Here is a 16,772-nt window from a genome sequence, read left to right on the forward strand (position 1 = left end):
ATGCTGGACGTGGAACGCCTGCGCGCCGATTTTCCGATCCTGTCGCGACAGGTGAACGGACGGCCGCTGGTCTATCTCGACAACGGCGCAAGCGCGCAGAAACCGCAATGCGTGATCGACGCCATCACCACCGCATATTCCCATGAATACGCCAATGTGCATCGCGGCCTGCACACGCTGTCGACGATCGCGACCGAGAAATACGAGGCCGTGCGCGGAATCGTCGCGCGCTTCCTGAACGCGGCCAGCGAGGACGAGATCGTCTTCACCTCGGGCACCACCGAAGGGATCAACCTGATCTCCTACGCCTGGGCCGCGCCGCGCCTGCAGGCGGGCGACGAGATCGTCCTGTCGATCATGGAACACCATGCCAATATCGTGCCCTGGCATTTCCTGCGCGAACGGCAGGGCGTGGTGCTGAAATGGGTGGAATGCGACGCGAACGGCGATCTCGATCCGCAGGCGGTTCTGGACGCGATCGGCCCGCGCACGAAACTCGTGGCGGTCACGCAGATGTCGAACGTCCTTGGCACGGTGGTCGATGTGGCGGCGATCTGCCGGGGCGCGCGCGAAAAGGGCGTGCCCGTCATGGTGGATGGCAGCCAGGGCGCGGTGCACATGCCCGTCGACGTGCAGGCGATCGGGTGCGATTTCTACGCCATCACCGGGCACAAGCTTTACGGTCCATCGGGGTCCGGCGCGATCTACATTCGCCGCGACCGGATGGACGAGATGCGCCCGTTCCTTGGCGGCGGCGACATGATCCGCGAGGTCACGCGCGAGGCTGTCAGCTATGCCGAGCCGCCGATGCGGTTCGAGGCAGGCACGCCCGGCATCGTCCAGCAGATCGGCATGGGCGTGGCGCTTGAGTACCTGATGGACATCGGGATGGACCGGATCGCCGCCCATGAACGCGTCCTGCGGGATTACGCGCGCGACCGGCTGGCGGGCCTGAACTGGCTGAACGTGCAAGGCAATTCGGCGGGCAAGGGGGCGATCTTTTCATTCACGCTCAGTGGCGCCGCGCATGCGCATGACATTTCGACCGTGCTGGACAAGAAGGGCGTGGCGGTGCGCGCGGGCACCCATTGCGCGATGCCCCTGATGAGCCACATGGGCGTGGGCGCCACCTGCCGCGCCTCCTTTGCCATGTACAACACCACGGCCGAGGTCGATGCGCTGGTCGAGGCGCTGGAGTTCTGCCACGACCTCTTCGGCTGAGCGGGCAGGGCAGAGGGGGGCTTTGCTCCAAAGTGAAACAAGTTTGTCTCAAATTGCTTTCAACCTGACGAAAATACCCTCCGGGGGTGAATTTGGCGCAGCCAAAGAGGGGGGCAGACAGCCCCCCTTCTTTTTTCCCGCACCGAGCGTCCTACTGCAGGCGCGGACGGGCATGCGACACAATGCGCAGGCCGGCTTGCCTTCACCAGGTAGAACAAATTCGATATCGTGAATATCGGAAACGCGCTTCCTGTGGCGGCCCAGGCTGTCCGAAGGGGGGAAGCACGATGGTAAGCAAACCGTTGGGACGGGCGATCGTGGTGATCGCGGCCGTCTTGATCGGTGGCCAGGTCACGGCACAGGACACCGGGGGCCGCCCCTTGGCGCCGACAGTGCCCGGCGAAGGGTCGACGGCCGATCACTCCAAATTCGAGGTCCTGAAGGGGCCGTTCGCCTCGGGGCCAGAGGTAACGAAAGCCTGCCTCTCGTGCCATACCGAGGCCGATGATCAGGTCATGCATTCGATCCACTGGTCATGGTCCTATGACAATGCCACCACCGGGCAAACGCTTGGCAAGAAGAATGTGGTGAACGCCTTCTGCGGCAACGTCGCCTCGAACGAGGCGCGCTGCACCTCATGCCACACCGGCTATGGCTGGGAGGATGTGCGGGGCGCAAACACGATGTCCGGCGAGCGGGTGGATTGCCTTGCCTGTCACGACAGATCGGGGAACTACACCAAGCTTGACAACGCGGCGGGACACCCGCCTCTGGAACCTCTCAAGGCGGGGGCCAAGACGATCACCGGCGCCAGTGCCTGGGTCGTCGATCTGGCGATGGCGGCGCAATCGGTGGGCAAGCCGGGGCGCGACAATTGCGGATCCTGCCATTTCTACGGTGGTGGCGGAGACAATGTGAAACACGGCGACCTGTCCTCGGCGCTGATCAGCCCGGCGCCGTCGGTCGATGTGCACATGTCGCCGGAAACCGGCAACTTCACCTGCGAAAGCTGCCACCTGTCGGACAAGCATGTGTTTGCCGGATCGCGCTACAACTTGAACGCGCATGATCTGGGCGGCACCGGAAGGCCGGGCGAACGCCGCGACGTCGCCACCTGCGAAAGCTGCCATTCGGCGGAACCGCACGGGGCCAGCCTGATCGGAATGAAGCTGAACGACCATGTGGAGCGCGTCGCCTGCCAGACCTGCCACATCCCGACCTTCGCCAAGGGCGGGGTTGCCACCAAGACGATGTGGGACTGGTCCACGGCGGGCGAACTGAAGGACGGCAAGCCCTTCCACGAGGAAAACTTCACCCAGTCCGATGGCAAGCAGTTGCATACCTATCTGTCGACCAAGGGTGATTTCGAATGGGGCGAGGATGTCGTGCCGCATTACGCCTGGTTCGATGGTCAGGTCGAATACACCCTGCCCGATGACCGGATCGACCCCACCGGGGTGGTCGAGGTGAACCGGCTATCGGGATCGGCCGATGATCCCGGCAGCCGCATCTGGCCCTTCAAGCGGATGGAGGGGCGGCAGGCCTATGACACGCAGCTGAACACCTTCGTCTACACCCAGGTCTATGGCCCGCAGACGGCCTCGGCCTTCTGGACGAACTTCGATTGGGAAAAGTCGATCAAGGCGGCGATGGACTATGTCGGCCAGCCCTATTCGGGCGAGTTCGATTTCGTGGATACCTACATGTACTGGCCGATCACGCATATGGTGGCACCGGCGGACGAGGCCCTGCAATGCGACAGCTGTCATGCCCGGAACGCCCGCCTTGCCGGGATCACCGGGGTCTACATTCCCGGCTCGACGCTTCCCGTCGCGGGCAAGCTCGGGCTGGTCATGCTGGCGCTGGCGGCGCTGGCGGTGATGGGGCACGGCGTGTTGCGCCTGATGGGCCGTGGCAAGGGGGGATCTCATCATGGCTGAACGTTGCGTCAAGGTCTATTCGCGGTTCAACCGGCTCTGGCACTGGAGCCAGGTCGCCTCGATCTTCCTGCTGCTGTTTTCCGGGGCGCGGATCATGGGGCTTCATTCCGTCCTGCCGTTCGGTCTTGCGGTGATGGTGCACAGCTTCGGGGCGCTCGCGCTTTTGCTGCTGTGGGCCTTTGCCACCTTCTGGCTGTTCACCACCGGGGCGTGGAAGCAGTACCTGCCGACCCAGGCGGGGCTGTGGCAGGTGATGCGGTTCTATGCCTGGGGGGTCTTCCGGGGCGAACCGCATCCCTATCGCAAGGTCTTGTGGCGCAAGCACAACCCCTTGCAGGCGATGGCCTATCTCGCGCTGAAGATCGTGCTGTTTCCCGGCATCTGGATCACCGGGCTGATCTATCTGACGCATGGCTTCTGGCAGACGCTGGACAAGGGCGGCTTCTGGATCGAGGCGGTTGCGAACCTGCACATCCTTGCGGCCTTCGCGATCGCAAGTTTCGTCATTGTGCATGTCTATCTGCTGACGATCGGCGGCTTTCGCGCCCATGTGCGGCCGATGGTCACCGGGTTTGACATGATCGACCTGACGGCGGAACAGGAGGCCTATCTGCAGGAGAACGAGCCTGACCGGCTGCGCGAACCCCGCCACGCGGCCCATCCGGCAGAGTGAGGCAGATCGGGATGGGGGCCGCAAATCCGGTTGCGGCCCCGCCCGTCACCCGCTATAGACGGCGCAAGGCACCCGTAGCTCAGCTGGATAGAGTGCTGCCCTCCGAAGGCAGAGGTCACAGGTTCGAATCCTGTCGGGTGCGCCAAGTTGCAAAGATCCGCGAAACGCAAAAACCCGCCCATCGGGCGGGTTTTCGTTTTGGCCAGCGATCGACAGCCGCAGCAGTCGGTCAACCCGTCTTCATGCCGTCTTCACGGCGCGGATGACCGAGGAATGGTTGAGGGTTTCGTCATCCAACTCCTCGATGGAAAAGCCGTGCCGTTCCAGCAGCGCGGCCATCCGCTTGGGATCATTGTCCGAGAAATCCGGGTTGCCCGCCGCGTAGGGTTTGGACTTGTTCGAGAACTGCAGAACAGCCTGCCCGCCGGGTTTCATCACGGGTGCGAGCGCCTCGACATAGCCGGCGATGATCGGCAGATCCAGGTGCACGAGAACGCCGAAGGAAAAGGCGAAATCCACATGTTTTTCGGGCACATACGGCAGATCGGAGCCATGCGTGGTGACATAGTTCAGATGCTTGGGTCCGTCAAAGCGATCGATCAGGTAGCTGAACATCTCGGGGTTCAGTTCCACGCAGATCACCTCGCGGAACGGCAAGAGGTACTGTGTCCAGCGGCCCCCACCCGAACCGATCTCGAGCGCGCAATGCGCGGGGTTGACGTAGGGTTCAAGGAACCTGCGGCGCACCGCGATCAGGTCCGGCCTTTCTTCGGGGTCGCCCCACTGATCCCCGTAGAATTTTCCGGGCAAGCCACCCTTCATGTGGTGAACAAGGTTCTTCGCCCAGGAACGGTTCCAGTCGATTGTCGGCATGCGGGTTCAATTTCAATATTTGACATGGCTTGGGCCGATCTGCCCTTCGGTCAAGTGTGGTCAATCAACCGGCGATAATCAAGCCGGTCGGCGGGTCCTGTGGCATTGCGGACGGGTGCGTCGGCACAACCGGGGCGACCTGCGGTCAAACGCGCAAGGGATCGGCCTTGGCGAGGCGGTCGAAGGCCATCAGGCTTTCCACCAGGGCGGGCATCTGGTCGAGCGGGATCATGTTCGGCCCGTCCGATGGCGCGGTGTCTGGCGCTTCGTGCGTTTCGATGAAGACCCCGGCGATGCCGATCGCCACGGCGCAGCGCGCCATCACCGGGGCGAATTCGCGCTGACCGCCCGAACTGCCGCCCTGTCCGCCGGGCTGCTGCACCGAATGGGTGGCGTCCATGATCACCGGATAGCCGGTGCGCGCCATGGTGGGCAGGCTGCGCATATCGGCGACCAGCGTATTGTAGCCGAAGCTGACGCCCCGTTCGGTCAGAAGGATACGGTCATTGCCGGTGCTGGCGACCTTTTCGGCGACATTGGCCATATCCCAGGGGGCCAGAAACTGCCCCTTCTTGATGTTCACCACCGCGCCGGTCTGGCCTGCGGCCAGCAAAAGGTCGGTCTGCCGGCAGAGGAAGGCGGGGATCTGGATCACGTCCACCACGCTGGCCGCCTCGCGCGCCTGATCGGCGTCGTGAATGTCGGTCAGCACCGGCATCCCCATGGCGCGCACGGCTTCCAGCACCTTAAGCCCCGCCTCGATCCCGAGGCCCCGGCGGCCCTTCAGGCTGGTGCGGTTGGCCTTGTCGTAGCTGGCCTTGAAGACGTACTGGGCGCCCGCCGCGCCGCAGGCCTCGCGCATCGTGCCCGCGATCATCTGCGCATGGTCAAGGCTTTCCAGCTGGCAGGGCCCCGCAATCACGCAAAGCGGGCGGTCATTGCCGACGGTCAGCCCGCCGAACGTCACGTCTTTCATCGGTCACTCCTCAGGCCGAGACCTGTTCGCGCAGGATCGCGACGGTCATCGAGATCATCAGGTATATACCGGCAAAGACGAGAAGTGCCACGGCGGTATTCTCGAAGGCGCGGGGATAGGTCGGTTCGTCCGGCGCCACCGGATTGACCGAGACCGAAAGATAGCGGACCTGCCGGTTCGCGTCCTGCCGGGCGGTTTCCATCGCCTGCAGCGCATTGGCCAGAAGAAGCTGGCGCGTCTGCACATCGGCCTGGGCGACCAGGAGTTCGGATTGCACCTGTGCCAGGGATTGGCCCCCGGCCTCTCCCTCGGTCAGGCGCGACCGCAGCGTGGCGATCTCGGCCTCCAGCGCGGCGATGCGGCGCTTGAGAGGGTCCATCCGGGCCTGGTTCGGGTTGGCGTTCGATTCCATCTGCTGCAATGACAGCCGGTCGGCCGAAAGCTGGGTTTCCAGCTGCCCGATCTGGGTGGTGATCAGCGACACCTCGACCTCGGAGGACAGGATCTTGGTGCGTTCCTGCAATTCCACCACGCGCCGGTTCGCGGCGGCCAGTTCCACCTCGGCCCGTTCATAGCTTTCGCGCGCGCCCTGCATCTGATCCTCGCGCAGGCGTTGGGTCAGGTGATCGACCTGTTCTTCGGCATAGCCGATCAGCGCCTTCGAGAACGAGGCGGATACCTGCGGATCGGGGGCGATCACCTCCATCTTGATGATGCCCTCGGTCGGGTCATAGGCGATCTTCACGTTCCGCTTGTAGGTCTTGTAGGCGTCTTCAAGCGATGCGTCAGGGTCCAGCCGCTGGATCGGGTCGATGTCTGCGGCGTTGAAATGGCTGCGGAATCCCAGATCCTGATCCAGCCGCAGCATCGCGTCGCGCGATTGCAGATAGCCCTGCACGGCGATCGAATCCTGCGAGGTCGCAAGCGGCGAGCCCTGAAGCAGCCCGCCAAGGCCGCCAGCCCCCGCGGTGGGGTTCTGGGCCTGCTGGATGACGAATTCCGTTTTGGTTGCGAAAAGCGGTGTCGCCACCACGTAGAAATAGAACGCCGTCAGCAGCGTCGGCAGCATGACAAAGAAGGCAAGCCGCGTCGCCAGAAGCGCGGCCTTGCGGCGGCGGCGGCGCGCGATGTCGCGCTGGATCTTCAGGATGTCGGCGGCATAGCTGTGTTCGGCGCGCACCTCGGTCGAGGGCACCTGGATGGGCTTGATCGTCTGCGGCAGGCGCACGCCGTCGCCACCGGGAAGCGTGGCCAGCGCCCGGCCGCCGCCGCCACCGGAAGGCGGCGCGCCGCCACCGGATTCGGTTTCGGGGTCCAGCGTCACGCCGGGCTGGAACGGATCGATCCCGGCATTGCGCAGCAGGCGCACCGCGTCGAAATCCGACGTGGCGGGCAGGTTGTGCCGCTGCGCGGTCCTGCGTGCCATGCGCAACTGCCGCCCAGTCAGCCCTTCGCGGCGGATCGCCTCAATCTCGGCCGCGGGGTTGGCGGAGGGGGCAGGGGCGGCGGCGGAGGGAAACCGCTCCGCGCCGAACCCGTCATCGGAAGGCGGGGCGAACATGGCCTCGCCCGAGACCTCGCGGGCCGCCGGGGCGGGCAGCGCGACGGGATCGGGGCGGCGGGTGCGAAACCGCTGAACACTAAGCTTGGTAGTCATAAAGGCGCTTCGCCTCTTCCAGGGTTTCGAACATGAACAACTTGCCGTCCCGCAGGACGGCGGCAGAGCGGCAGAACTTTTCCAGGGTCTGCGCCTGATGCGACACGACCACGACCGTGGCATCCTGAAGCCGTTCCTTCAGGATCATCCCGGCCTTCCTGTTGAACTCCACATCGGTGGTGGCGGGCATGCCTTCGTCGATCAGATAGATGTCGAATTCCAGCGCCAGCATCAGCGCGAAGGAAAAGCGCGCGCGCATCCCCTGGCTGTAGGTGCCTACCGGCATGTCAAAGTATTCCGCGATCCCGCAGAGCCAGCGGCAGAAGCTTTCGACATAATCGGCGTCGAGGCCATAAAGCCGGGCGATGTAGCGCGCGTTCTCGGTCCCGGAATGTTTGTTGTTCACGCCGCCCATGAACCCCAGCGGGAACGAGATGCGCGAGGTCCGCGTGACCCGGCCCTCGTCGGGCTTTTCGAGCCCCGCCATCATGTTGATGATCGTCGTCTTTCCGGCACCGTTCGGGGCGAGGATGCCCAGGGAATTGCCAAGCTCAACCCGGAACGAGGCGCGATCAAGGATGACCTTGCGCTGCTTGCCCGTCCAGAAGGACTTGCTGACGTTCTCGAACTCGATCATCCATGCCCCACGGGCTGCCCGACGGTTCCGGGTTTCATCCCGGATAGGGTATTATCGTTAACCGCCGGTCACCAGTACCCTGCCAATTGGGCGGTATTATGTCGGAAACGGGGGGCAATTGGCAACGCCTCCCGTGTCAGGCGGTCGGGGCGTGCAGGGCCCGGCCAGCCGGTCAGTGCCGCACCGGCGGCTTGCGGCGCCGGATCACGGGGGCGATCAGCACCGCGAGGGGCCCGGCGGCGATGCTCAGCGCAAGGCCAAGGCGCGCGGCCTCCTGCATCGCCCCGCCCGGCAGGGCCGAGGCGAGCGACAGCGCCGGAACGGTGAAGCCGATCCCGCACAGAAGCGCGACGATCAGGAAATCGCGACGCCCCATGCCGGGGGGCAGCCGGAAGCCGAGCGCGCGCGCAAGGATCAACCCGCCAAGGACCATGCCAAGGGGCTTGGCCACCCAGAACGCCCCCAGTGTGACAAGCGTCGTCGGGGCAAGGGCCGCCAGATCGACGGCGCCATGCGTCAACCCGAACAGGAACAGCACCGCGTAAAGCGGGATCACCAGGTGATGCGCCAGCCGGTTCAGCGGATCGGTCAGGTATTCCTCGGCCTCGGCGAACAGGCCGAAGGCATGGTCGGCATGGGGCATGACCGGGATGATCGGCAAGAGACCGAGCGCGGGCGGCAGGCCTGCGGCGAAGACGCCGATCCAGCTGACGATCCCGGCCAGAACATAGGGCCACAGGTGCAGCGACCGCCGCCGCAGCCGTTCGCTGGCGCCGATGTTGGCGCTGCGGCCGGCGAACCACCAAGCACCGAAGGCCGCCAGCACCGGCAGGATCAGCCAGGCCAGTGTCAGCCGCGCCTCGGGGAAGGCCAGGCCCTGCGTCAGCAGGCCTGTGATATCCATCGCGATCGTGACCAGAAGTAGGACATGCAGCGCAGGGTGCGCCGCGCCAAAGACGATCCGCCCGAACAGATAGGCCAGCAGCGCATCGCCCCCCAGGGGGACCACCCAGCCCGCGCCCGGATAGGCCTCTTCGGCGGTCTCGATCATCGCCGACAAGACCAGCCAGCCCAGAACCGCCGCCACCATGCCGCCCACGGTGGCAAAGACCGGAAGAACCGCGCGCCGACCGTGCAGGGCGCCGCGTTCCAGCATCAGCGCCTCCCAGAACTCCTTCCCGAGGAAGAAGAAGAACAGCGACATCAGCACCTCGGCCACCAGACGGATCAGCGTGAGGCCATAGTCGCTGGCGCCGATCCAGCGTGGCAGGTCCGGGTCGATCAACCGCCATTCCATCGCGTCATAGTAATGGCCGGGCGAGATGTTCACCCACAGCGTCGCGGTCACGGCGCCGATCAGCAGCGCCAACGCGAAATCCCGCAGAAAGGTGGATACACGATACATGAAGGCCCCGACCGAAGATGCCGCCCGACAGCGGCGGCGCCTTGGGGCCAGCCTATATCCTGTGGGGGCGGGGGCGACAATTCGACGCCGGGCGCAAGATATGCGAAGCCGATCAGGTGTTGCAGCGCTGCAAGGGCGGGCCGTGTCGCCCGCCGCCCTTGCCCTGCCGTCCCCGGCGCACTAGGGATGCGGGAAAGCGGGCCGCCTTGCCGGCCCCGGATCAGGAAGGGCCGAAGATGACCGACGCCAGAACCCCCCTTGATGCGGCCCATGCGGCGATGGAGGCCGCGCCCGAGGATGACGCGGCGCGCCTGCGGTTCTACGAACGTCTGGCGGATGGCGAGTTGTTCCTGCTTCTGGAAGAGGAAAGCGACGGCGAGACCCTGACGCCCAGGGTCTTCGAACTTGAAGCCGGGCCGATGATCCTGGCCTTCGACACGGAAGAACGGCTGGCCGAATTCAGCGGCGGCATTTCGGCCTATGCGGCGCTGCCTGGCCGGGTGATCGCGTCCAGGCTGGCGGGGCAGGGGGTTGGGCTGGGTGTCAACCTCGGCGTCGCGCCTTCGGCCATGCTTCTTCCGCCCGAGGCGCTGGACTGGCTGGCTGACACGCTGGCCAATGACCCTGCCGAGGCCGAGGCGCGGCCCGAAGAATTCCTGCCGCCGGGCGGATTGCCCGAAACACTGCTGACCGCGCTGGACGCGAAACTCGCCCGCGCGGGGGGGCTCGCGCGCGCGGCCTTCCTCTGCGGCGTACGCTATGAGGGCGGGCGGCGCGGCCATGTGCTGGCCTTCGTCGGCGCGGTCGAGGCCGCCGAGGGCGCGCTGGCCCGCGCCGTGGCCGAGGCGCTGACCTTCTCGGGTGTCGAGGCGGGTGAACTTGACGTGACCTTCCTGCCCGAGGGCGGGGCAGCCGAACGGATGATGTCGCGTGTCGCTCTGCGGTTCGACCTGCCCGAACCCGCCGAGCCCGAATCCCGGGCACCTGCCGCCCCCGGCAGCGACCCCGACCGCCCGCCGATCCTGCGCTGAGGGCGGCGGAACGGGGTATCCTGTTGGGGTAAAATAATACCGTTATTGTAACTCATTGGTTTATATATATAAATTCTGACGCTATGCCCTTGACCCGCGACCAAGGATGGGCGAAAAGCCCGCATCCGAGATTCCGGGGCTCATCCCCGCCAATTCTTCATGGGTCACACGATGAAAACCTTCACCGCTACTCCGGCGGACATCGAGAAGAAGTGGATCCTGATCGACGCCGAGGGCGTCGTTCTGGGCCGCCTCGCCACGATCGTCGCCAACATCCTGCGCGGCAAGAACAAGCCGACCTTCACCCCCCACATGGACATGGGTGACAATGTCATCGTCATCAACGCCGACAAGGTGCAGATGACCGGCAAGAAGCGCGAGGACAAGGTCTATTACTGGCACACCGGCCACCCGGGCGGCATCAAGAGCCGCACCGCGCGTCAGGTGCTGGAAGGCAACCACCCCGAGCGCGTCGTGATCAAGGCCGTCGAGCGCATGATCACCCGCAACCGTCTGGGCAAGCAGCAGATGACCAATCTGCGCGTCTATGCAGGCGCCGAGCACCCGCATGAAGCACAGCAGCCGACCGTTCTCGACGTCAAGTCGCTGAACAAGAAGAACACCCGGAGCGCCTGATCATGTCCGACATCAAATCTCTCGACGATCTGAAATCGGCCGTTTCGGGCACCGAGGCCGCTGCCGCCGTTGAAGCCCCGCGCGAACCCAAGCGCGACTCGCTGGGTCGGTCCTATGCCACGGGCAAGCGCAAGGACGCGGTCGCCCGCGTCTGGGTCAAGCCGGGTTCGGGCAAGGTCACGGTGAACGGCAAGGACATCAGCGCCTACTTCGCCCGTCCGGTGCTGCAGATGATCCTGCGCCAGCCCTTCCAGGTGGCTGGCGTGGAAGGCCAGTTCGACGTGATGGCCACTGTCGCCGGTGGCGGCCTGTCGGGTCAGGCCGGCGCGGTCAAGCACGGCATTTCGAAGGCGCTGCAGCTTTACGAACCGAGCCTGCGCGGCGCGCTGAAGGCCGCGGGCTTCCTGACCCGCGACAGCCGCGTGGTGGAACGGAAAAAGTACGGCAAGCCGAAAGCCCGCCGCAGCTTCCAGTTCTCCAAGCGCTGATCCTGCACCTGGCACCAGAACCGAAAGGCCCGCCTCATGGCGGGCCTTTTCCTTTTCCGTTCCCGCCGCGGCGGAAAAAAGAAAGGGCCGGGAAACCCGGCCCCAGTCAGGGGAAGCGGCGGCGGGATCACTCCCGCCAGAAGGGTTTCGCAGCCTCGCGCCGTGCGGCTTCGGGCGTCAGGCCCAGATCCTGCAACCGGTCGCCGGGCAGGGTGGCCAGATCGCGGCGGCTGCGCGCGCGCATGTCCCAGACCGCCAGCGTCATCGAAGCGGCCATCAGCACGCGCGACAGCGGCGGAAGCCCTTGTGTCAGGGAAAGCGGGGCGGGGTGTGCGAGGGCGGTCATGGTTTGTATCAATACAAATTGTGTTGCGCTTGATCGTTATGCTACAATCACCCGCAATCCTCCGCCAGAGAAACATTGTCATGGATACAAACTGGACCCCCGACCTGTCGCGCCATGAGGGGCCGAAGTACCTCGCCCTGGTGCGGGCACTGCGCGAGGGCATCCGGCAGGGCGAGTTGCCGCCGGGAACCCAGGTTCCGACGGTGCGCGACCTCGCCTGGCGTATCAAGGTGACGCCGGGCACGGTGGCGCGGGCCTATCACATCGCCACGCAGGAAGGGTTGCTGGATGCGACCGTGGGGCGGGGCACCTTCGTGGCCGACACCGGCCGCCGTTTTGGCCCGAGCCAGTCGCTGTTCATCGAACGGGTCGCAATCCGTGACGCCAACATGATGGACCTGCGGTCGCCCCGGTTGCCCGATGTGGGCCAGGTCGAGCGGATCGCCGAAGCGCTGCGGCAGGCGGCCGACAGCGCGGGCCCGGAATGGATGGGCTATCCCAGCCAGCATGACGAATTCGCCCTGCGCGCGGCCCTTTGCGACTGGATCGGCGAGCGTGATCTGGGGCCGGTCTCACCCGATGACCTTGCGCTGACCCATGGCGGGCAGAGCGCGATCAACCTCGTCTTTCAGTGCTGCCTGCGCGGCGATCGCCCGCTGATCCTGATCGAGGAACTGGCCTATCCGGGGTTCCGCCATGCCGCGCGGCTCAATCGCGCCGACATCGCCGGGATCGAGATGGACGATCATGGCCTAAGGCCCGACGCGCTGGATGCCGCCTGCCGCAAGTCGCCCGCGCAGATCCTGTGCCTGACCTGCGAAGGGCAGAACCCGACCACGCTGCGGATGCCCGCCGAACGTCGCGCCGAGATCGCCGAGGTGGCGCGCCGCCATGACCTGCAGATCATCGACGACGAATGTTATGGCCCCGAGGGAGACGCCACGCCGGGGATGCGCGCCTTTGCCCCGGAACGCACCTGGCATGTCGGCAGCCTGTCCAAGACAGTGTCGCCCGCGCTGCGCTTTGGCTATGTCTTCTGCCCGCGCGGCATGGGCGAGGCCGGGCGGATGACGGCGCAGCACGGGTTCTTCGCGCTGGCCAAGCCGATGTCGGACGCGATCCTGAACCTGCTGCAATCGGGGGCGGCGGCGCAGATCCGGGCCGATGTGCGGGCGGAAACGAACCTGAGGCTGTCGATCGCCACGCGCGCGTTCGATGGGTTCGACCTGCACTGGCGCGCGGACCTTCCCTATGTCTGGCTGCGCCTGCCGAACGGGTGGCGGGCCTCTACCTTTGCGCGGATGGCCGAGGGGCAGGGGGTTCTGGTGCGGTCGGCCGACGAATTCGCCCTGTTCAACGGCCGCCCGCCGCACGCCGTGCGGATCGCGCTTGCGGGCGACACCGACCCCGACCTGCTTGCCCGTGCGCTTGACCGGTTGTCGACAGCCCTGCGCCACCCGCCCGAAGACGTGGCCGTCTGACCTGTTGCACGGGGGACTCGGTCGACCTCAGGAATAGCGGCAGACAATCCGGAACGATTGACGGAAAGGGGCGACAGGCTAATTCTGGCAACAGAGCAGTTGAAACAAGAGATCCTAAAATGGGACATCAGGCAGCTTTCCACGCACCGCATGGCGGTGCCGACTTTCTGGCCATGCGCAAGGCGCGCAACGGAACGACCGAAATCGTCTATGACGACGGCGTGTCGCGGCGCATGATCTGGCGCGTCCAGGGGGGCGCAGCAACCGAACAGCGCGTGAGCGAGGCGCTTCGCCATGCCGTCGGCGCCCTGCGCGTCGTGCCGGCGCTTTACAACGAACTGAAAAAGCGGGCGATCAACGTCGAACAGATCATGGGATGATCATTCCGCCCGGCCAAGGGCCGGCCGGGCAAAAAAATGATCAAATTTTTTCCATGCAAAGACAAATACTTATCCAGAAAACCCGGCCCCCGACCTGATCGGTTGGCGCGCTTGCCTCTTTCCATGGCCTGCGGCATGTGTCAGAAGTTTTGAAAAATATCCGCTTCTGACAGGGGGCTTGATGGATTCGGGGAATGGAACGGGCCGGTTCTTCCGGACCGAGTCGGGTGCAGGTCTGGCGCTGATCAGCCCGACCGCGATCTACGCACTGCTGATGCTGGCTGCCCCGCTTGGGGCCATCCTGCTTTATTCGGTGTTCAAGGATGGCTATCTCGAGATCATCCGCGAATTCACCCTTGCCAACTATATCGAGGCCTGGACGAACGAGCTTTACCGGCAGGTGATGATCCGCAGCCTGTTCGTGTCGCTTTCGGTGACGGTCGTCACTGTGTTGCTGGCCTTTCCGGTGGCCTATTTCGTAAGTTTCCATGTCGCACCGTCGCGCAAGTCGCTGTGGCTTTTCCTGATCACCATCCCGTTCTGGACCTCCTACCTGATCCGGGTGTTCCTGTGGAAGGTCATCCTTGGCTACAACGGCGTGGTGAACTCGGGCCTCTTGTGGACCGGGATCATCGACGAGCCCTTGCAGTGGATCAATTACAACGTGGGCGCCGTGGTCACGACCCTGGCCCATGCTTATGCACCCTTCGCGATCCTGCCGATCTTCGTGGCGCTGGAAAAGATCGACCGGTCGCTTCTGGAAGCGGGGCAGGACCTGGGTGAATCGAAGTTTCGCACCTTCCTGCGCGTCACGCTGCCGCTGGCCATGCCGGGCGTGGTGGCCAGCGTTCTGATCGTCTTCATCCCCACGATCGGCGACTATGTGACGCCGCAGCTGATCGGCGGCCCGGAAGGGCGGATGGTGGCGAACCTGATCCAGTTGCAGATCCTGAAGCTTGACAACTATCCGCTGGGATCGGCCATCGCCGTTTCGGCCATGGCCATCGTGACCGCGATCAGCCTGTTGTTCCTTCTGATGACGCGCCGCTATCTGAAAGGGCCGAAGTGATGTTCAAAGGCGGCTGGTTCAAGCTTTACGCGCTGGTCTACCTGACCTTCCTTTATGCGCCCATCATCCTGTTGCCCCTGTTCGCGTTCAACGACGCGACCGTCATCGCCTTTCCGCTGTCGGGTTTCACCACGCACTGGTTCACCGAGATGCTGGCGGACCCGACGCTGAAGCAGGCGGTCAAGAACAGCCTGATCATCGCCGTATCCTCGGCCGTGATCGCGACGACGCTCGGCATCTTCGCCTCGCGCGCCTCGACGCGGTATGAGTTCCCGGCCAAGGGCGGGATCATGGGGCTGATCATGCTGCCCCTCGTGCTGCCCGAGATCATCGTCGCCGTGTCGCTTCTGGTGGTGCTGCTGGGGCTGGGGGTGAACCTGTCGATCCTGACCGTGATCCTCGGTCATGTCCTGATCTGCACGCCCTTCACCATTGCCATCCTGTCCTCGGCCTTCCAGAGCCTGGACAAGTCGCTGGAAGAGGCCGCCTATGACCTTGGCGAGACGCCCGCCTCGACCTTTCGGCTGATCATCCTTCCGCTGGTCATGCCGGGCATCATCTCGTCGCTGCTGATCTCGTTCACGATCAGCCTGGACGAGTTCATCATCGCTTTCTTCCTTGCAGGCACGGAACCCACGCTGCCGGTTTACATCTTCTCGCAGTTCCGTTTCCCGTCCGCTGTGCCGGTGATCATGGCGCTCGGGACGATCCTTGTCTGCCTGTCCATCCTTCTTCTGACCATCGCTGAAATCTTCCGCCGTCGCGGCATCGCGAAATCCGGCGGCAAGGATACCGGGGGCTTCCTGTGACCATTGAAAAGCCGGAAATGATCGAGTTTCGGGACGTCCATAAGTACTATGGCGACTATCACGCGCTGCGCGGCATCACCGCCTCGATCCGGGCGGGCGAGTTCTTTTCGCTGCTCGGGCCGTCGGGCTGCGGCAAGACCACGCTGTTGCGCACCATCGCCGGGTTCGAGGGAATTTCCTCGGGCGCCGTTCTGATCGACGGCAAGAACATGGCGGGGGTTCCGGCCAACAAGCGGCCGACCAACATGGTGTTCCAATCCTACGCGATCTTCCCGCACCTGACGGTCGAGGAAAACGTCGGCTTCGGCCTTCGCCGCGATCCGCGCAGCAAGGACGAAAAGACCCGTGCCGTGGCCGAGGCGCTGGAGATGGTGGGGCTCAAGGGCTATGGCAAGCGCGCGGCGCATGCGCTTTCGGGCGGCCAGCGGCAGCGCGTGGCGCTGGCCCGCGCGCTGATCCTGAAGCCCAAGGTGCTGCTGCTGGACGAACCGCTTTCTGCGCTCGACAAGAAGATCCGCGAACAGATGCAGCTGGAACTGATCCGCCTCCAGCGCGAGGTCGGGATCACCTTCGTGCTCGTCACCCATGACCAGGAAGAGGCGCTGGTCATGTCCGACCGGATCGCGGTGATGTTCGAGGGCGAGATCGCCCAACTGGCCGATCCCGAAACGCTTTACCGTCGCCCGGCCAGCCGCAAAGTGGCCGATTTCATCGGCACGATGAATTTCCTTCCGGCCAAGGTGGTGGCCGAGGATGCGAACCATACGGATGTGGAAGTCGCAGGATTTGGCCGGATGCATCTGTCGAAGGATCAGGTGATGGCCGGGAACGGGGGCGAGGGGGCCTCGGTCGGGTTCCGCCCCGAGACCCTGACCATCCTCTTCGACGGCCAGCAGCCCACCGACCGCGAAAGCATGGGCACGATCACCGAGGTCGTCTATTACGGCGACATGACCTATTACGACGTGAAGCTGGACGGGACCGAAGAGCCGATGCGGATTTCCATGCGCAACGTCTTTGGCCGGCCGGTGCTGGATATCGGCACCCGCACACGCGTGGCCTGGTCGCCGGGCGCGCTTGTGCTGTTCCGCTGAGAAATCGGGCCGGCAGGGCAGTGACGGTCGGGGAAAGGGGGCGAACAGCCCCCTTT

Annotated in this window: 17 protein-coding genes and 1 tRNA gene; 12 read left to right on the top strand and 6 right to left on the bottom strand. The window is 64.7% G+C overall.

Annotation, left to right across the window (positions count from 1 at the left end):
• The 4 genes from E7811_RS12875 to E7811_RS12890 all read left to right on the top strand — a co-directional run bounded on the left by E7811_RS12875 (position 1) and on the right by E7811_RS12890 (position 3,979).
• Positions 1-1,221, top strand: a complete 1,221-nt coding sequence (locus tag E7811_RS12875) for a cysteine desulfurase (RefSeq protein ID WP_136395219.1) — start codon at positions 1-3, stop codon at positions 1,219-1,221.
• A gap of 287 nt (positions 1,222-1,508) precedes the next feature.
• Positions 1,509-3,161 carry a tetrathionate reductase family octaheme c-type cytochrome gene (locus E7811_RS12880; protein WP_168733019.1) on the top strand — a complete coding sequence of 551 codons (1,653 nt, stop codon included), beginning with the start codon at positions 1,509-1,511 and terminating at the stop codon, positions 3,159-3,161.
• Positions 3,154-3,834, top strand: coding sequence for a cytochrome b/b6 domain-containing protein (locus E7811_RS12885; protein WP_136395057.1), 681 nt, complete (start codon positions 3,154-3,156; stop codon positions 3,832-3,834). The genes E7811_RS12880 and E7811_RS12885 overlap by 8 nt, the downstream gene beginning before the upstream one ends.
• Positions 3,835-3,902: 68 nt before the next feature.
• Positions 3,903-3,979 (top strand) — tRNA-Arg (locus tag E7811_RS12890).
• Positions 3,980-4,074: 95 nt separating this feature from the next.
• On the opposite strand, the gene E7811_RS12895 is transcribed toward E7811_RS12890, so the two are convergent.
• The 5 genes from E7811_RS12895 to E7811_RS12915 all read right to left on the bottom strand — a co-directional run bounded on the left by E7811_RS12895 (position 4,075) and on the right by E7811_RS12915 (position 9,382).
• Positions 4,075-4,707, bottom strand: coding sequence for a class I SAM-dependent methyltransferase (locus E7811_RS12895; RefSeq protein ID WP_136395058.1), 633 nt, complete (start codon positions 4,705-4,707; stop codon positions 4,075-4,077).
• Positions 4,708-4,852: 145 nt separating this feature from the next.
• A complete protein-coding gene (gene kdsA, locus E7811_RS12900; protein WP_136395059.1) occupies positions 4,853-5,683 on the bottom strand; it encodes a 3-deoxy-8-phosphooctulonate synthase in 831 nt (276 codons plus the stop codon).
• A gap of 10 nt (positions 5,684-5,693) precedes the next feature.
• Complete coding sequence (locus E7811_RS12905) at positions 5,694-7,340, bottom strand: capsule biosynthesis protein (RefSeq protein ID WP_136395060.1); 1,647 nt, start codon at positions 7,338-7,340, stop codon at positions 5,694-5,696.
• On the bottom strand, positions 7,324-7,977 hold the full coding sequence (locus E7811_RS12910; RefSeq protein WP_136395061.1) for an ABC transporter ATP-binding protein: 654 nt from the start codon (positions 7,975-7,977) through the stop codon (positions 7,324-7,326). The genes E7811_RS12905 and E7811_RS12910 overlap by 17 nt, the downstream gene beginning before the upstream one ends.
• Positions 7,978-8,149: 172 nt before the next feature.
• Complete coding sequence (locus tag E7811_RS12915) at positions 8,150-9,382, bottom strand: Na+/H+ antiporter NhaA (protein ID WP_136395062.1); 1,233 nt, start codon at positions 9,380-9,382, stop codon at positions 8,150-8,152.
• A 236-nt stretch (positions 9,383-9,618) separates the two neighbouring features.
• Between E7811_RS12915 and E7811_RS12920 the strand changes: the two genes are divergently transcribed.
• The 3 genes from E7811_RS12920 to rpsI all read left to right on the top strand — a co-directional run bounded on the left by E7811_RS12920 (position 9,619) and on the right by rpsI (position 11,537).
• Positions 9,619-10,413 (top strand): SseB family protein, encoded by a 795-nt coding sequence (locus tag E7811_RS12920; protein ID WP_136395063.1) that lies wholly within the window; start codon positions 9,619-9,621, stop codon positions 10,411-10,413.
• Between the two features lie 171 nt (positions 10,414-10,584).
• On the top strand, positions 10,585-11,049 hold the full coding sequence (gene rplM, locus E7811_RS12925; RefSeq protein WP_136395064.1) for a 50S ribosomal protein L13: 465 nt from the start codon (positions 10,585-10,587) through the stop codon (positions 11,047-11,049).
• 2 nt (positions 11,050-11,051) lie between these two features.
• Complete coding sequence (gene rpsI / locus E7811_RS12930; protein WP_136395065.1) at positions 11,052-11,537, top strand: 30S ribosomal protein S9; 486 nt, start codon at positions 11,052-11,054, stop codon at positions 11,535-11,537.
• Between the two features lie 127 nt (positions 11,538-11,664).
• Here rpsI and E7811_RS18110 read toward each other — a convergent pair whose 3' ends face one another.
• Positions 11,665-11,883 carry a DUF1127 domain-containing protein gene (locus tag E7811_RS18110; RefSeq protein WP_136395066.1) on the bottom strand — a complete coding sequence of 73 codons (219 nt, stop codon included), beginning with the start codon at positions 11,881-11,883 and terminating at the stop codon, positions 11,665-11,667.
• An 80-nt stretch (positions 11,884-11,963) separates the two neighbouring features.
• On the opposite strand from E7811_RS18110, the gene E7811_RS12940 reads away from it, so the two are divergent.
• The 5 genes from E7811_RS12940 to E7811_RS12960 all read left to right on the top strand — a co-directional run bounded on the left by E7811_RS12940 (position 11,964) and on the right by E7811_RS12960 (position 16,716).
• Positions 11,964-13,364, top strand: a complete 1,401-nt coding sequence (locus E7811_RS12940) for an aminotransferase-like domain-containing protein (RefSeq protein ID WP_246020423.1) — start codon at positions 11,964-11,966, stop codon at positions 13,362-13,364.
• A 119-nt stretch (positions 13,365-13,483) separates the two neighbouring features.
• Positions 13,484-13,744, top strand: coding sequence for a hypothetical protein (locus E7811_RS12945; protein ID WP_136395068.1), 261 nt, complete (start codon positions 13,484-13,486; stop codon positions 13,742-13,744).
• Between the two features lie 181 nt (positions 13,745-13,925).
• Positions 13,926-14,813, top strand: coding sequence for an ABC transporter permease (locus tag E7811_RS12950; RefSeq protein ID WP_136395069.1), 888 nt, complete (start codon positions 13,926-13,928; stop codon positions 14,811-14,813).
• On the top strand, positions 14,813-15,622 hold the full coding sequence (locus E7811_RS12955) for an ABC transporter permease (protein WP_136395070.1): 810 nt from the start codon (positions 14,813-14,815) through the stop codon (positions 15,620-15,622). Before E7811_RS12950 ends, E7811_RS12955 begins: the two co-directional genes overlap by 1 nt.
• 17 nt (positions 15,623-15,639) lie before the next feature.
• Complete coding sequence (locus tag E7811_RS12960) at positions 15,640-16,716, top strand: ABC transporter ATP-binding protein (protein ID WP_211092113.1); 1,077 nt, start codon at positions 15,640-15,642, stop codon at positions 16,714-16,716.
• Positions 16,717-16,772: the final 56 nt, after the last annotated feature.

This window comes from Aliigemmobacter aestuarii (assembly GCF_004799285.1).
GTDB lineage: Bacteria > Pseudomonadota > Alphaproteobacteria > Rhodobacterales > Rhodobacteraceae > Aliigemmobacter > Aliigemmobacter aestuarii.

Bases quoted from the DNA above. Each gene is read 5' to 3' on its own strand.
- E7811_RS12875 (WP_136395219.1), top strand. From the start codon at position 1: ATGCTGGACGTGGAACGCCTGCGCGCCGATTTTCCGATCCTGTCGCGA.
- E7811_RS12880 (WP_168733019.1), top strand. From the start codon at position 1,509: ATGGTAAGCAAACCGTTGGGACGGGCGATCGTGGTGATCGCGGCCGTC.
- E7811_RS12885 (WP_136395057.1), top strand. From the start codon at position 3,154: ATGGCTGAACGTTGCGTCAAGGTCTATTCGCGGTTCAACCGGCTCTGG.
- E7811_RS12895 (WP_136395058.1), bottom strand. From the start codon at position 4,707: ATGCCGACAATCGACTGGAACCGTTCCTGGGCGAAGAACCTTGTTCAC.
- kdsA (WP_136395059.1), bottom strand. From the start codon at position 5,683: ATGAAAGACGTGACGTTCGGCGGGCTGACCGTCGGCAATGACCGCCCG.
- E7811_RS12905 (WP_136395060.1), bottom strand. From the start codon at position 7,340: ATGACTACCAAGCTTAGTGTTCAGCGGTTTCGCACCCGCCGCCCCGAT.
- E7811_RS12910 (WP_136395061.1), bottom strand. From the start codon at position 7,977: ATGATCGAGTTCGAGAACGTCAGCAAGTCCTTCTGGACGGGCAAGCAG.
- E7811_RS12915 (WP_136395062.1), bottom strand. From the start codon at position 9,382: ATGTATCGTGTATCCACCTTTCTGCGGGATTTCGCGTTGGCGCTGCTG.
- E7811_RS12920 (WP_136395063.1), top strand. From the start codon at position 9,619: ATGACCGACGCCAGAACCCCCCTTGATGCGGCCCATGCGGCGATGGAG.
- rplM (WP_136395064.1), top strand. From the start codon at position 10,585: ATGAAAACCTTCACCGCTACTCCGGCGGACATCGAGAAGAAGTGGATC.
- rpsI (WP_136395065.1), top strand. From the start codon at position 11,052: ATGTCCGACATCAAATCTCTCGACGATCTGAAATCGGCCGTTTCGGGC.
- E7811_RS18110 (WP_136395066.1), bottom strand. From the start codon at position 11,883: ATGACCGCCCTCGCACACCCCGCCCCGCTTTCCCTGACACAAGGGCTT.
- E7811_RS12940 (WP_246020423.1), top strand. From the start codon at position 11,964: ATGGATACAAACTGGACCCCCGACCTGTCGCGCCATGAGGGGCCGAAG.
- E7811_RS12945 (WP_136395068.1), top strand. From the start codon at position 13,484: ATGGGACATCAGGCAGCTTTCCACGCACCGCATGGCGGTGCCGACTTT.
- E7811_RS12950 (WP_136395069.1), top strand. From the start codon at position 13,926: ATGGATTCGGGGAATGGAACGGGCCGGTTCTTCCGGACCGAGTCGGGT.
- E7811_RS12955 (WP_136395070.1), top strand. From the start codon at position 14,813: ATGTTCAAAGGCGGCTGGTTCAAGCTTTACGCGCTGGTCTACCTGACC.
- E7811_RS12960 (WP_211092113.1), top strand. From the start codon at position 15,640: ATGATCGAGTTTCGGGACGTCCATAAGTACTATGGCGACTATCACGCG.